We start from the raw sequence: 12,776 nt of genomic DNA, 5'->3' as shown, positions 1-12,776 counted from the left end.
TGCAAATTAACGGGATAGGCCGAGCACTAGCGCCTTCGCTTAGTGTATCCTGTGGTGATTTTCATTGCAGAAGTTTTCAGGAGTATCCTATGCGCGCTTTTTTCGCTCTTACCCCACCTGGCACCACTAAGTTAGCCATAGAAACTTGGCGCGATAAAGCATTCCCGCAATTTTATAGTCCAGTCAAAGCGAGTAATTTTCACATTACCTTGGCCTTTTTAGGTAATATAAACGAATCGCAACTTGACTCTCTCAGTCAGTATATTGATGCGCACTTAAATACCCAATGCTTTTTACTCACTTTGGATTATGTTGGCTATTGGTCGAAACCCAAAGCGTTGTGGCTGGGTAACACTCAAGTTTCAAAAGAACAACTCGATTTGGTGGCATTACTACAAAAAGCGTCACCAGCGTGTGGCATTACCATGCAAAAGCGCGATTATATATCTCATTTAACATTGGCTAGAAAATGCAGTGAAAATCCACCGGCTGCGTTAATAGAGCCTAATTTTGCATTTCAAGCAACCGAACTGACCTTATATGAATCGGCTTCAAGTGCACATGGCGTCACCTACCGGCCAATACTAACCTGGCCGTTTTCACCTCGTTTCTCCTTTTGAGCACAAAATAATACAATTTGAGCTAATCCATAACGATTCGCTATTTACCTTGCTTCGCTAGCAAGGTAAAACAGGTGCAAATTTTTGAAGTGATGATTTCCCCATGGAACAAACATTAAGACTGGTCATCGATTGTCCAGATCAAGTTGGCCTTGTCGCTAGCGTGAGCCAATTTTTAGCCCAACATAACGCGACAATCGTTGAAGCAAGTCATCATACTGATTTGCAAACAGGGCGCTTTTTTATGCGTCATGAGATTTCTACTGACTCATTAACCATGGATATTGAACAGATCCGCTTGGGTTTCGCTCCGATTGCAGAAAAATACTCAATGAATTGGAAATTAGTAGATTCGAGTAAGAAACCAAGAATGGCACTACTGGCCAGTCATGAATCCCACTGCTTAATGGATTTGTTACACCGCTGGCACAGTAAAGAGCTTAACTGTGAAATCCCCTGCATTATTGCCAACCACCCGCAGATGAAACAATTTGCTGACTGGCATAGCATCCCTTTTCATTGGATAGATTTTAAATCACTCGGTAAAGAAGCGGCATTCGCTCAAATCAGTCAATTGATTAAACAATACGATATTGATTTGACGGTCCTTGCGCGCTTTATGCAAATTCTACCTGACGCTTTGTGCAAAGAGTTAGCCGGGCGAGCGATTAATATTCATCACAGTTTCTTACCATCGTTTGCCGGTGCAAAACCTTATCAACAAGCCTATGACAGGGGGGTAAAGCTGATTGGTGCTACGTGCCATTATGTAACAAGTGACTTAGATGAAGGCCCTATCATCGAGCAGGAAGTAATGCGGATTAGTCATAGTGATTCAGCGCAAGATATGGTGCGTAAAGGCAAGAATTGTGAAAAAACAGCGTTAGCGAATGGCGTTCGCTATCATTTGGAAGACAGAGTGATTATTCATCATTCGAAAACCGTGGTATTTGCTTAAGTTAACAGTAACGCTGTCAGGCGGTCATTCGCTAAAAGTACGCTAGAAGTTCGCGACGTATACCAAATTAATCTGTTTGTCTGCTCGCCCTTGACCTGCCCACGCCTGACTAGCATCGTTTGCTTGCCAAAGGGCTCGGGATACAGCAACTTCTACGTACTGTTTCTCAGAGTCCAACATAAAGCGCGAGCTCAATAACCATTGATTGCTCGCAGGAAGTTGAATATCAGCACCTTGAGAGGTTTCAAGGTTGGTGTCCATCTGGCGAACGTATCCTAAGCCTAAACTCACGCGATGATTCAAACGATAACGGGGTAAAATGGCCCATTGACGAGTGGTTGTTTTTTGATTGTGAGCGCCCCAACTCAGTTCACCTTTCACATATCCAATTTGAGTATCAATAGAAATACCCTCACCAAGTTCTTGATGGAATGTGAGTTGATAATCACGTTGATGACACCCATCGAATTTGATGCTTTTTTTATCGAAGTCTAATTCTGCACTTTGCGGTAAGGTTTGCTTTAACCATTGCAATGTTTGCTGCCAATTCAATTCTGTGGCGGCCCCCTGTGAGGCATAAACAATGGCTATAAAACAAATGATGATTCGCAATGGAGTGACTCTATCAAAAATACTCAGGATGTAACTGTAGCTCGCAAATCGCGGCAATGGGTATTGAAGTGCATTATTTAGTATTTTTTTTAATACCTAAAACACGTTATTGCCCGCTATACTAACGGTCTAACACGCTGCAAATAGGTATATCCACTGGTCATTTTGTTATCACTAAGACAAATTACCTAGATGATTCGCCAGACTACTATGTAATCATGTTATTTGAAGCTTTGGCATCAAGCCTATTACGGCCACCCTGAATTTAGAGAACATTATTAACCATGCCTAACTACACTACACTAGCTCGAAGCACGTTTACGTACTTACTACTCAGCATAGTCAGTATAGATATGGCACTCGCTGAAAGTGACATGATTAAATTCAATGGCTTCGCCACTTTGGGAGCTATTTATAATGACAGTGATGATTTGGGATTCCATACCAATTTTAAAACACCAGCCCGTAGCGGTTTTTCGTTCGCACCAGATTCGCTAATAGGTGCCCAAGCGAATATTAGCTTCACCCCCCAATGGGATGCGATTGTGCAAGCGGTCTATAGAGACAAACAAGATTCTTCTGTACTCAATTATATTGATGTGGCCTTCTTACGATACAAGTTAGACAGTCGCTGGGAGTTTCGTGCAGGTCGAATGAACACCGACATTTACTTTTTATCTGAATATAAATCAGTGGGATATGCTTACCTCTGGGCACGCCCACCTGCTGAGTTCTATAGCAAGGTCACATCCGTATCTCAGTTTGAAGGGGCTGATATCGCCTATAAGCACTCCCTAGGAAATGGCTTTTTACAGCTAAAAGCTGGATTTGGTGAGTCTGATGCCCGTATTGCTACTACGGGACGAGCATATGATATCGATTTTACTGATGTGTTAACCACTTCAGTTTCTTATCAGCAAGATAATTGGCAGCTAAGAGCTTCATATCTAAGTGCAGAAGTAGACAACTTTAGCGCAGATTTGAGCGCTTTCGATGCCGCAATCGCGCTGTTTCCACCAAGCGTTTGGCCAGGCGGCCCTGAATTACTTGATAGAGTAAGTTTCGAAAGCAAAGATCAACAATTTTTCGGTCTTGGATATCAATATGATAACGACTTATGGTTAGTGCAAACTGAATTAGGATTCATTAAATCTGACTGGGAATTAGAGCGAGATTCTGTCTCTGGTTATCTCAGTATAGGGTATCAACCTGAGGGTATTACTTATTTCGTGACCGTGTCCGCCATCGAGCCAACAAAAGATAATGTGGATGACGGTGTAGGTGAAATATCCCCATTTGCTCCTGCCGAAGTCGTGGCAACCATCCAGTCATTTGGTCCTAGCATAACGAACTTATTTAATCAGAATAGAACCAAACAACATACGTTTAGCTTAGGTACAAAATGGCAACTATCAGCGTCCTTAATTGCGAAATTTCAGATGGATTACAGCGTTATTGCTGACGATGGGTTCGGCATATGGAAAGTTAACGTTCAACCAGATTCGGGGGAGAGCGTCACAGTGACGAGCCTTAACCTGAATTGGGTATTTTAGCATGGGTCCTCTCATCACTCGTTTTTTTAGTATTGTTGCACTGATTGTCGTTTCTCACTCAAGCCTCGCCTTGGTGGTTGTAGTCGGGAAAGGTAATACCCTTGATTCGTTGAGTAAAACGCAGGTCATTGATATCTACATGGGTCGATATAATACCTTCCCAAATGGTGTAGTAGCAAAACCGTTAGATCGCACTACTGGCAGTAATGAAAAGCAGCAGTTTTATCAATTATTAGTCAATAAAAGTGAAGAGAAGATTAATGCTTATTGGGCTCGCCTTCTGTTCTCAGGCCGCGCAAGTCCACCGAGTAATTTTCCTTCAAATGATGAAATGCTTGATGAGCTTCGTCGCTCAGATAAAGCGATTGGGTATGTTCTAGAATCAGAGGTGGATGATTCGTTAAAAGTCGTTTATCGTTTCGAAGAGTAGCGCTACATACGAGACGATTTTTTGAAAAAGCACCTATCATTCGCCCTGAACATCATGGCTATCGCACTTTTTATTCCAGGCATTACCCTGCCCATGTTCGCATTAAGCATGGAAATGACCGCACTGTTAAATACTGCAGGCATGACATCCAATCTTATCGACAAAGAATTGTCTATTTTGAGCATGGTGCATGAACTTTGGGACAGTGAACGTTTTTTAGTTGCTGCCTTGATTTTTTTATTCTCAGTGTGTATTCCAATTTTAAAGACCACTTTGATGAGCATCATCTATTTTACTCGTAACCATAATTTGGCTCGCCAAGTAACGCAATTTGTGGCAACTATTGGTAAGTGGTCAATGGCTGATGTGTTCGTAGTTGCGGTCTTTTTAGCGATATTATCCACCAATCATGCAGATACCTTGTCCCAAGAAACTCTTAATTTATTTGGCTTCACCATAGGTATTGATATCAGCACCCAAACCCTATCAGCCGCGGGAGACGGCTTTTTCTATTTTGTCGGCTATTGCTTAATATCATTGCTGGCCAGTCATATAGCCACATCACCCTATACACTGCAACGCGTCGAAATCGATGTATAAAAACTAAAAAGGCCGCTAATGCGACCTTTTGTACCAATCCGCATTAATAAGTGCCCGCCTCAGAATGCGTCCAGCGGTTTTGATTAAGGCGTCGCGATGGCGTAATGGTATTAAAAGCTAACGACTTACACTATCTAACAGGTGTGTCATCGGTAATCGGTACTGCATTTGTGTCACTGTCTAGATTGTCATTCGCTAAACGCACACCTCTTGCATATTCTGGATGCACTTTTTCTAACACTGCATACCAACGCTCTTTCACCGAGGAGGAACAAGGCCCCATCGCTGCCGCGTAATTGTCGTATAAGCGCTGCTTTTGCGCATCATCAAACATTTCATACAAAGCCCTAGGCTGCACATAATCGGCATCACTCTCTTGTTGTTCGTAGCGAGCGGCATCTCCGTCAATACGCAACGGCGGTTCTTCAACGCTAGCATCAGCGACGGGCCCATTATGTTGATTTGGCTCATAGTAGGCGTCTGGGTTACCAAAGTCATTGGTGAAAAAACGCATTGAACCGTCTTTATGATAATGCTGTATGTTAGATGCCTTAGCCACATTGGCCGGTAAAGCTTCATAATGCGTCCCTAAGCGGTACCGATGAGCATCTGCGTATGAGAAAACGCGCGCCTGTAGCATCTTGTCTGGGCTATAGCCAATTCCAGGTACTACATTAGATGGACTGTAAGCTGCATTTTCAACCATCTGAAAATAGTTCTCAGGATTTTCATTCATTTCCAGCTCACCCACTTCAATAAGTGGGAAGTCAGCGTGAGGCCAAATTTTTGTGATGTCAAAAGGGTTGAAAGGTTGATTCTCTGCTTCTAACTCGGGCATAACCTGAATGTACATGGTCCATTTAGGGAAATTTCCTTCCTCTATCGCGTTATACAAGTCTTCTTGATAAGCCTCTCGGGTTTTGCCCGTTAACGCTTCTGCTTCAGCATTGGTGTAATGCTTATGGCCTTGCTGTGTTTTAAAGTGAAATTTAACCCAGTGGCGCTCAGCATCTTTATTCCACATGCTAAAAGTGTGGCTACCATAACCGTTCATGTACATCGGATTAACTGGGATCCCACGATCTGACATAAGAATAGTCACTTGATGCACGCATTCTGGCTGGGCCGCCCAGAAGTCGAACATGGCTTCAGGAGAGCGTAAATTTGCTTTGGGGTGGCGCTTTTGGGTGCGGATAAAGTCAGGAAACTTGAAACCGTCTCTTATAAAGAATACTGGGGTATTGTTACCCACCATATCCCAATTACCTTCTTCGGTATAAAACTTGAGACTAAAGCCACGTACATCACGTTCTGTATCTGCCGCGCCGGACTCTCCTGCCACTGTAGACCAACGGCTTAACACTTCAGTGGTCTTGCCTACGTTGGAGAATAATTTCGCACAAGAATATTGGCTAATATCATGGGTAACAGTAAATTTGCCTTTCAAGCCCCAGCCTTTGGCGTGAACAGCGCGTTCAGGGATACGTTCACGGTTCTGATGAGCTAGTTTTTCAATCAGTTGATAATCAGTGAGCAGCAGCGGTCCGCGTTCGCCTGCCGACCTTGAAGTGCTATTTGAGGGAACTGGTGCACCAGCACTGGTGGTTAATCTTGGTTTATCTGACATACGCTTCTCTCCATTGCTTCAATTATCAAATCTACGCTTACATAGTTTCAGTAGATCGTTATTAAGAATTGTAGCAGTGCCATACAGGAAAGTGTCATGAACAAACTAGATGGGATTAATCATGGTACTCAATCAGCCCACACAAACTCGCCCGTGCTTTAGACTAGAATGAAGAGTTAATGCGTGAAATGCCCGAGTGATAATCGGCTGCAAGACGCTATCGTCAACGTCAAGTTCACTAATACCAATGCTCACCGACGGAATAACCTCCCTTAACTGCGCATTGCTTTTTAGCTGCTCAAAGTACGAGCTAATTTTATTTGCTAAACACATGGCCTGTTTGGCTGACGTTTTTGGCAACAAAAGAACAAATTTTTCATCTTCTATTTGACCAAGGTAGTCAGAGTCGCGACACACAGTTGAGATTGATTTTGCAACTTGGTTCAATACTTCATCCGCGGTGTCCCGACCGTAATTGGTGAGTATTTGTGGGAAGCGGTCGATATCAAACGCGAGAACACTCATAGACTCGTTGTGGCGTCGTGCTGTGGCGATAAGCTTGCGTGCCGATAACTCTAGCGCATTGAGATTAAAAACAGGCGTTTCTTGCCCAGAATCCCCCCCCAAGGATTTTGCGGCTAATTCGATGTGAGCGTGCTTGTTAAAGTTAAACATCATCAGACATAAACCGAGAAGTAAGATAGCTATCGTCATCCAAAACACCACTCGTTGAACGGATCTCAAGGCATCAATTCGCTTGTTATCCTGGATCTCATATTGCCGCGTGACATCCTCAAGTTTCTGTAATAATGGTGTATACGCCATCTCCATCAATGCCTTAGCATCTAACTTCGCCCCATTCTGAATTTTCTCTAGATTCAAAGCGAAGTAGAGTTGATCACCAAATATAGTTAATTGTTCGGTAACATTATTATCAGCAGTGAAATAAAGCGCTTGTAGCTCAGCAGACAAAGGGGACGCTTGGCCTTTTTCTAATGCGCTGAAATGAGGCTCTGTTAAATGCTGATGGTTGACCTGCATTTCTCCTAAAGCCTGCAAACTGGTTTGTTTGGCTGCAATATCTTCACTGTATAGGTAAGCTGAAGCAAATAAACTCGCTCTTTGAAGCAACATGCGTTGCTGCCCGCTGATATTGACTTCGTGGGTGATCTTTGCTTGCGCTTGAATGACTCTATCTAATGTTAAAAAAACAAACACAGCAAGTAATACACCGAGTAATAAGTATACCGTACTGGATATTGCGGCGCCTCGTGGATAACCCGGTGGATAATGTGAAGAGCGATTTGTAGTCATACTTTTGTGCCTCCAAGGCATAGTGAAACGCTCAGTCGAATTTACTGCGGTGATAGAGGTTAAGTCATAGTTTTAGTGTGTTAAGTGGCAAAATTTTAGTCTGCAAAGAGCGTTTTAAACATTGGACTTTAGGTTATTCGACAAAAGTGCAAGAACGCTTGAAACAATCTATTTTGATTTAATTCGGTACTTGAAATTGGATTTTAAATTAGCGCCGGCATCAACACACTAAAATCGAAATGGATGAATAAATTTGCCTCCACAAACAATTTGTCGCGTAATAACGTTAGATTTATAAAAAGTGAGTTTTTCGTGAATTTAAAATTGCTGTGCCAACTTACATTAATAAATGTAAGTGTATTCTTAATGTCTTGCGGTGGGGGAAATGGAGGTGCAAGTTCGAGCTCTTCAACCCCCACTGTGCCTTCCTCTGAAGCACGCTGGGTATCCGGGGTCTACTAAGACGAGTCTCTATTTAAAGATAGCTGCGCCATCCCTAGAAGCGGAGTCAGCAGCGTGACGGGGGAAGCTTTTACCGATGCTGCTGGTGATGCTCTTGATGAAAAGCTTTGGCTGCGCTCTTGGACCAATAACACTTACCTTTGGTATGACGAAGTCGACGACAATAATCCGGCTGATTTCTCAACTTCAATATACTTCGAGCAACTGAAAACAGATTTTCGGTCCGACGCGGGATCATTTAAAGACAACTTTCACTTTTCTCAAAGCACAGATGAGTATTTAACCCGCACTCAACGAGGTCAGTCCTTTGGTTACGGTATCAGTTGGGAGTTTATTCAGGCGAGCGCGCCAAGACGCATTATTGTGCGCTACACACAACCTGGCTCTCCTGCAGAAAACGCTGGGATTGAACGTGGTGATGAGTTGATTGCAATAGACACTATCGATTTTATTAACACTGAGAATAATGATGACGTTGATACAATCAACGAGGCGCTTTTTCCTTCAAGCGCAGGGCAAGTGTTTCAGTTTACCTTGCAAAAGAAAAGTGGAGTTCAGCGCGACTACTCATTAACACCCAGTAATGTTGAACTTTCGCCCGTACGAAACTCGACGGTATTATCAACAGAGATAGGTTCTGTCGGTTACGTTCAGTTTGATAGCCATATTCAGAGCGCACAGGGTCCTTTAATATCCGCTTTCAATCTATTTAGCCAAAACAATGTGCAAGCCCTCATACTAGACTTGCGCTATAACGGCGGTGGCTTGCTGTCTATGGCCTCACAATTGGCATTTATGGTCACAGGAGAACAGCAAACAGACGGCCTCATCTTTGATGAACTTAAGTTCAATGATAAGCATCCGACTTTTGATCCAGTCACAGGCAGGCGACTTCAACCAACCCCATTTTATAACCGCGAAATAGATTATGAACGGAATGAGTTTACGTCAAATGCCCTACCCAGCTTGGGCTTAAATACGATATATATACTGACCAGTGGTGCAACCTGTTCAGCAAGCGAAGCGGTTATAAACGGTTTAAGAGGCATCGATGTTGAGGTGGTGATAATTGGCGATACAACATGCGGCAAACCCTACGGCTTTTATCCTACAGATAACTGTGGCACCACCTACTTCACAATACAGTTTCAAGGCAGTAATCAAAAAGGCTTTGGCGAATATTCAGACGGCTTTATTCCTACCCCTAACCCCATATTTGAAGCTGATGTGCAAGGCTGCCTAGTGGAAGATGACTTTAGTCACGCATTAGGCTCTAATGATGAACGCATGCTCAGCGCAGCGGTGAATCACTTACAAACTGGCCAATGCCCAGTACAAGCTAAAGCGAAAATAGCCGTAGCCCAATTTCCTGTCAGTCAAGGTCCGAGCATTCAAACCTCTGTTAGTATTCTCGATGCCATCATGCTTGAAAATGCCCTTAACCAACCTATTGGTGAGCCACAAAAGTAAATCCTGCGTGAATAGGATCCTTGCAAAAATATTATAAGAACACAGAAACAAAAAAGGCGCGACTCTTACGAGGCGCGCCTTTTAAATTGTATCTAAAACTGATTAAGCTTTAGTAACGATATCTACCAACATCCAGTTTTTGGACTTAGACATAGGACGACATTCACGTACTGTTACTACGTCGCCTGTGTTGCATTGGTTAGTCTCGTCATGAGCGTGTAGCTTAGTAGTACGCTTAATGAACTTACCATAAATAGGGGATTTCACTTTACGCTCTACTGCAACAGTAATGGTTTTATCCATTTTGTTGCTGACCACACGACCTTGTACTGTACGACTTGATTGTTCAGTCATTATGCAGCAGCCTTTTGAGTCAGAATGGTTTTAACACGCGCAATACTGCGACGTACTTTACGAATTTGGTCAGTTTTTTCAAGCTGGCCAGTACTCGCTTGCATACGTAGGTTGAATTGTTCACGAAGCAAGTTTAATAGCTCAGTGTTCAATTCTTCTACGCTTTTATCTTTCAGTTCTGTGGCTTTCATTACATCACCGTCCGAGTTACAAAGGTGGTTTTAAACGGCAGTTTTGACGCGGCCAATTCAAACGCTTCGCGAGCTACTGACTCTGGAACACCTTCCATTTCATATAGAACACGACCTGGTTGAATTTGGCAAACCCAGTATTCAACGTTACCTTTACCTTTACCTTGACGCACTTCAAGAGGCTTCTCAGTAATTGGCTTGTCAGGGAAAACTCGAATCCAAATTTTACCTTGACGCTTAACGGCACGTGTCATAGCACGACGAGCTGCTTCGATTTGGCGAGCAGTCATACGACCACGGCCAACGGATTTTAGTCCGAACGTTCCAAAACTCACACTGTCACCAGCGGCATAGCCACGGTTACGACCTTTGTGCATTTTACGGAACTTCATACGTTTAGGTTGTAACATAATTAGCCCTCACGCTTAGGTGAACGGCCTTTCTTCTTAGGCTGAGCTGGTTGCTCTTGCGTAAGAGGCAATCCGCCCAATACTTCACCTTTGAAGATCCAGACCTTCACGCCAATGATACCGTAAGTCGTGTTAGCTTCTGATGTTGCATAGTCGATGTCAGCACGGAAAGTGTGTAATGGAACACGACCTTCACGATACCACTCGGCACGCGCAATCTCAGCACCGCCTAAACGGCCACTTACTTGAACTTTAATACCTTTGGCACCAATTCTCATCGCGTTCTGTACTGCGCGCTTCATAGCACGACGGAACATTACACGACGCTCTAACTGACTAGCAATGCTGTCAGCAACCAGTTGACCGTCTAATTCAGGCTTGCGTACTTCAGCGATGTTAATCTGAGCAGGCACGCCGGCCAACTTAGATACATGCTTACGTAGCTTCTCAACGTCTTCACCTTTCTTACCGATTACAACGCCAGGACGAGCAGTGTGAATAGTCACACGGATGCTTTTCGCTGGACGCTCAATAACGATCTTAGAAAGAGAAGCAGTCTTAAGTGCCTTTGTCAGATACTGACGTACCTGATGATCATTAAACAAGTTATCTGCATAATCTGCAGTATTAGCGTACCAGGTAGATGTCCATGGTTTGCTGATACCCAGGCGTATGCCTGTAGGATGTACCTTCTGTCCCATTATCTTCTCCTAGTTATCAGCCACAACAACAGTGATGTGACTGCTACGCTTAAATATACGATCAGCACGGCCTTTGGCTCTTGGCTTGATACGCTTCATAGTTGGGCCTTCATCAACGAAAACTTTTGAGACAGTCAATTCATCGATGTCTGCGCCTTCGTTATGTTCAGCGTTCGCAATTGCTGACTCTAATACTTTTTTGATTAGATCGGCACTTTTCTTAGGGCTATAAGCCAAAAGTTCAAGTGCTTTTTCAACATGTAAACCGCGAATTTGATCTGCAACCAAGCGTGCCTTTTGAGCCGAGGTACGGGCATGGCGATGTGTAGCTAATGCTTCCATATTTTATCCCCTATCTCTTAGCTTTCTTATCCGCGACATGGCCGCGGTAAGTACGCGTTGGTGCAAATTCGCCCAACTTATGGCCGACCATTTCGTCACTGACGAAAACTGGAACGTGCTGGCGACCGTTATGGACCGCAATGGTCAACCCAATCATATCTGGGATGATCATAGAACGACGAGACCAAGTTTTGATTGGTTTCTTGTCGTTCTTTTCCACTGCAGCCTCAACCTTCTTCAGCAAGTGTAGGTCTATAAATGGACCCTTCTTGAGAGAACGTGGCATGGTGAATCCTCGCTGTTACTTATTACGACGACGTACGATAAGTTTATCGGTACGCTTGTTACTACGGGTTTTCTTACCCTTAGTTGGAACACCCCAAGGTGATACTGGGTGACGGCCGCCTGATGTGCGTCCTTCACCACCACCGTGTGGGTGATCTACTGGGTTCATGGCAACACCACGAACTGTTGGGCGGATACCGCGCCATCTGTTCGCACCGGCTTTACCAAGTGAACGTAGCATGTGTTCTGCATTACCGATTTCGCCAATAGTGGCACGGCAGTCTGCTAATACTCGACGAACTTCACCAGAACGTAAACGAAGAGTTACATAACCCTCGGCACGCGCTAGGATTTGAGCGTACTGACCAGCAGAACGAGCAATTTGTGCACCTTTACCAGGCTTCATCTCAATAGCGTGTACCGTAGTACCTACTGGGATGTTACGCATTGGTAAAGAGTTACCAGCTTTGATCGCAGCGTCTGAACCAGATTGAATCTGATCACCTGCTTTAGCGCCCTTAGGTGCCAAGATATAGCGACGTTCGCCGTCTGCGTACAACACCAAACAGATGTTTGCAGAACGGTTAGGATCATATTCTAAACGCTCAATTTTAGCTGGAATGCCGTCTTTGTTGCGTTTGAAATCTATAACACGATAGTGTTGCTTGTGGCCACCACCAACGTGACGTACTGTGATACGTCCGTTATTATTACGGCCACCAGATTTGCTGTTCTTTTCAAGCAAAGGAGCGTAAGGAGCGCCTTTGTGTAGATCAGGGTTAACAACCTGAACTACGTGACGACGACCAGCAGAAGTCGGCTTAGCTTTCAATAATGGCATGTCTAG

At 43.9% G+C, this 12,776-nt stretch carries 16 protein-coding genes; 6 read left to right on the top strand and 10 right to left on the bottom strand.

Features of this window, described 5'->3' with window-relative positions; genetic code table 11:
- The first annotated feature begins 89 nt into the window (after positions 1-89).
- Complete coding sequence (thpR, locus tag PATL_RS02510) at positions 90-620, top strand: RNA 2',3'-cyclic phosphodiesterase (protein ID WP_011573402.1); 531 nt, start codon at positions 90-92, stop codon at positions 618-620.
- Between the two features lie 103 nt (positions 621-723).
- Positions 724-1,578: a formyltetrahydrofolate deformylase gene (gene purU, locus PATL_RS02505; RefSeq protein ID WP_011573401.1), complete on the top strand. Its 855-nt coding sequence runs from the start codon at positions 724-726 to the stop codon at positions 1,576-1,578.
- 42 nt (positions 1,579-1,620) lie between these two features.
- Here purU and PATL_RS02500 read toward each other — a convergent pair whose 3' ends face one another.
- On the bottom strand, positions 1,621-2,190 hold the full coding sequence (locus PATL_RS02500; protein ID WP_041713205.1) for a hypothetical protein: 570 nt from the start codon (positions 2,188-2,190) through the stop codon (positions 1,621-1,623).
- Between the two features lie 284 nt (positions 2,191-2,474).
- On the opposite strand from PATL_RS02500, the gene PATL_RS02495 reads away from it, so the two are divergent.
- From PATL_RS02495 to PATL_RS02485, 3 genes are read left to right on the top strand one after another with little or no spacing between them, the layout of a single operon-like run.
- Positions 2,475-3,743, top strand: coding sequence for a porin (locus PATL_RS02495; protein WP_011573399.1), 1,269 nt, complete (start codon positions 2,475-2,477; stop codon positions 3,741-3,743).
- Between the two features lies 1 nt (position 3,744).
- Entirely contained in the window at positions 3,745-4,173 is a 429-nt protein-coding gene (locus PATL_RS02490) for a hypothetical protein (RefSeq protein WP_011573398.1), read from the top strand.
- Positions 4,174-4,194: 21 nt separating this feature from the next.
- Positions 4,195-4,773: a paraquat-inducible protein A gene (locus PATL_RS02485; protein WP_041713202.1), complete on the top strand. Its 579-nt coding sequence runs from the start codon at positions 4,195-4,197 to the stop codon at positions 4,771-4,773.
- Positions 4,774-4,903: 130 nt separating this feature from the next.
- On the opposite strand, the gene PATL_RS02480 is transcribed toward PATL_RS02485, so the two are convergent.
- Together PATL_RS02480 and PATL_RS02475 are read right to left on the bottom strand one after the other, a co-directional pair.
- Positions 4,904-6,400, bottom strand: a complete 1,497-nt coding sequence (locus tag PATL_RS02480) for a catalase (RefSeq protein ID WP_011573396.1) — start codon at positions 6,398-6,400, stop codon at positions 4,904-4,906.
- Positions 6,401-6,532: 132 nt separating this feature from the next.
- On the bottom strand, positions 6,533-7,714 hold the full coding sequence (locus PATL_RS02475) for a sensor domain-containing diguanylate cyclase (RefSeq protein WP_011573395.1): 1,182 nt from the start codon (positions 7,712-7,714) through the stop codon (positions 6,533-6,535).
- A gap of 516 nt (positions 7,715-8,230) precedes the next feature.
- On the opposite strand from PATL_RS02475, the gene PATL_RS02470 reads away from it, so the two are divergent.
- Entirely contained in the window at positions 8,231-9,646 is a 1,416-nt protein-coding gene (locus PATL_RS02470) for a S41 family peptidase (protein WP_011573394.1), read from the top strand.
- 102 nt (positions 9,647-9,748) lie between these two features.
- On the opposite strand, the gene rpsQ is transcribed toward PATL_RS02470, so the two are convergent.
- The 7 genes from rpsQ to rplB are packed head-to-tail and all read right to left on the bottom strand — an operon-like array spanning position 9,749 to position 12,770.
- Positions 9,749-10,000 carry a 30S ribosomal protein S17 gene (gene rpsQ / locus PATL_RS02465; protein WP_011573393.1) on the bottom strand — a complete coding sequence of 84 codons (252 nt, stop codon included), beginning with the start codon at positions 9,998-10,000 and terminating at the stop codon, positions 9,749-9,751.
- On the bottom strand, positions 10,000-10,191 hold the full coding sequence (gene rpmC / locus PATL_RS02460; protein ID WP_006992676.1) for a 50S ribosomal protein L29: 192 nt from the start codon (positions 10,189-10,191) through the stop codon (positions 10,000-10,002). Before rpmC ends, rpsQ begins: the two co-directional genes overlap by 1 nt.
- Positions 10,191-10,601, bottom strand: a complete 411-nt coding sequence (rplP, locus tag PATL_RS02455) for a 50S ribosomal protein L16 (protein WP_006992675.1) — start codon at positions 10,599-10,601, stop codon at positions 10,191-10,193. Before rplP ends, rpmC begins: the two co-directional genes overlap by 1 nt.
- 2 nt (positions 10,602-10,603) lie before the next feature.
- A complete protein-coding gene (rpsC, locus tag PATL_RS02450; RefSeq protein ID WP_006992674.1) occupies positions 10,604-11,302 on the bottom strand; it encodes a 30S ribosomal protein S3 in 699 nt (232 codons plus the stop codon).
- A gap of 9 nt (positions 11,303-11,311) precedes the next feature.
- Positions 11,312-11,644 carry a 50S ribosomal protein L22 gene (gene rplV, locus PATL_RS02445; RefSeq protein WP_006992673.1) on the bottom strand — a complete coding sequence of 111 codons (333 nt, stop codon included), beginning with the start codon at positions 11,642-11,644 and terminating at the stop codon, positions 11,312-11,314.
- 10 nt (positions 11,645-11,654) lie between these two features.
- The gene (rpsS, locus tag PATL_RS02440; RefSeq protein ID WP_011573392.1) at positions 11,655-11,930 is read right to left on the bottom strand and encodes a 30S ribosomal protein S19; all 276 of its coding nucleotides are present in this window, start codon (positions 11,928-11,930) and stop codon (positions 11,655-11,657) included.
- Between the two features lie 15 nt (positions 11,931-11,945).
- Positions 11,946-12,770 carry a 50S ribosomal protein L2 gene (gene rplB, locus PATL_RS02435; protein WP_006992671.1) on the bottom strand — a complete coding sequence of 275 codons (825 nt, stop codon included), beginning with the start codon at positions 12,768-12,770 and terminating at the stop codon, positions 11,946-11,948.
- Positions 12,771-12,776: the final 6 nt, after the last annotated feature.

The sequence above is a fragment of the Paraglaciecola sp. T6c genome, assembly GCF_000014225.1.
GTDB classification, from domain to species: domain Bacteria; phylum Pseudomonadota; class Gammaproteobacteria; order Enterobacterales; family Alteromonadaceae; genus Paraglaciecola; species Paraglaciecola atlantica_A.
This window is presented reverse-complemented; position numbering and strand designations above follow the sequence as displayed.

Coding starts and splice junctions, on each gene's coding strand:
- thpR (WP_011573402.1), top strand. CDS start 90: ATGCGCGCTTTTTTCGCTCTTACCCCACCTGGCACCACTAAGTTAGCC.
- purU (WP_011573401.1), top strand. CDS start 724: ATGGAACAAACATTAAGACTGGTCATCGATTGTCCAGATCAAGTTGGC.
- PATL_RS02495 (WP_011573399.1), top strand. CDS start 2,475: ATGCCTAACTACACTACACTAGCTCGAAGCACGTTTACGTACTTACTA.
- PATL_RS02490 (WP_011573398.1), top strand. CDS start 3,745: ATGGGTCCTCTCATCACTCGTTTTTTTAGTATTGTTGCACTGATTGTC.
- PATL_RS02480 (WP_011573396.1), bottom strand. CDS start 6,400: ATGTCAGATAAACCAAGATTAACCACCAGTGCTGGTGCACCAGTTCCC.
- PATL_RS02475 (WP_011573395.1), bottom strand. CDS start 7,714: ATGACTACAAATCGCTCTTCACATTATCCACCGGGTTATCCACGAGGC.
- rpsQ (WP_011573393.1), bottom strand. CDS start 10,000: ATGACTGAACAATCAAGTCGTACAGTACAAGGTCGTGTGGTCAGCAAC.
- rpmC (WP_006992676.1), bottom strand. CDS start 10,191: ATGAAAGCCACAGAACTGAAAGATAAAAGCGTAGAAGAATTGAACACT.
- rplP (WP_006992675.1), bottom strand. CDS start 10,601: ATGTTACAACCTAAACGTATGAAGTTCCGTAAAATGCACAAAGGTCGT.
- rpsC (WP_006992674.1), bottom strand. CDS start 11,302: ATGGGACAGAAGGTACATCCTACAGGCATACGCCTGGGTATCAGCAAA.
- rplV (WP_006992673.1), bottom strand. CDS start 11,644: ATGGAAGCATTAGCTACACATCGCCATGCCCGTACCTCGGCTCAAAAG.
- rpsS (WP_011573392.1), bottom strand. CDS start 11,930: ATGCCACGTTCTCTCAAGAAGGGTCCATTTATAGACCTACACTTGCTG.
- rplB (WP_006992671.1), bottom strand. CDS start 12,770: ATGCCATTATTGAAAGCTAAGCCGACTTCTGCTGGTCGTCGTCACGTA.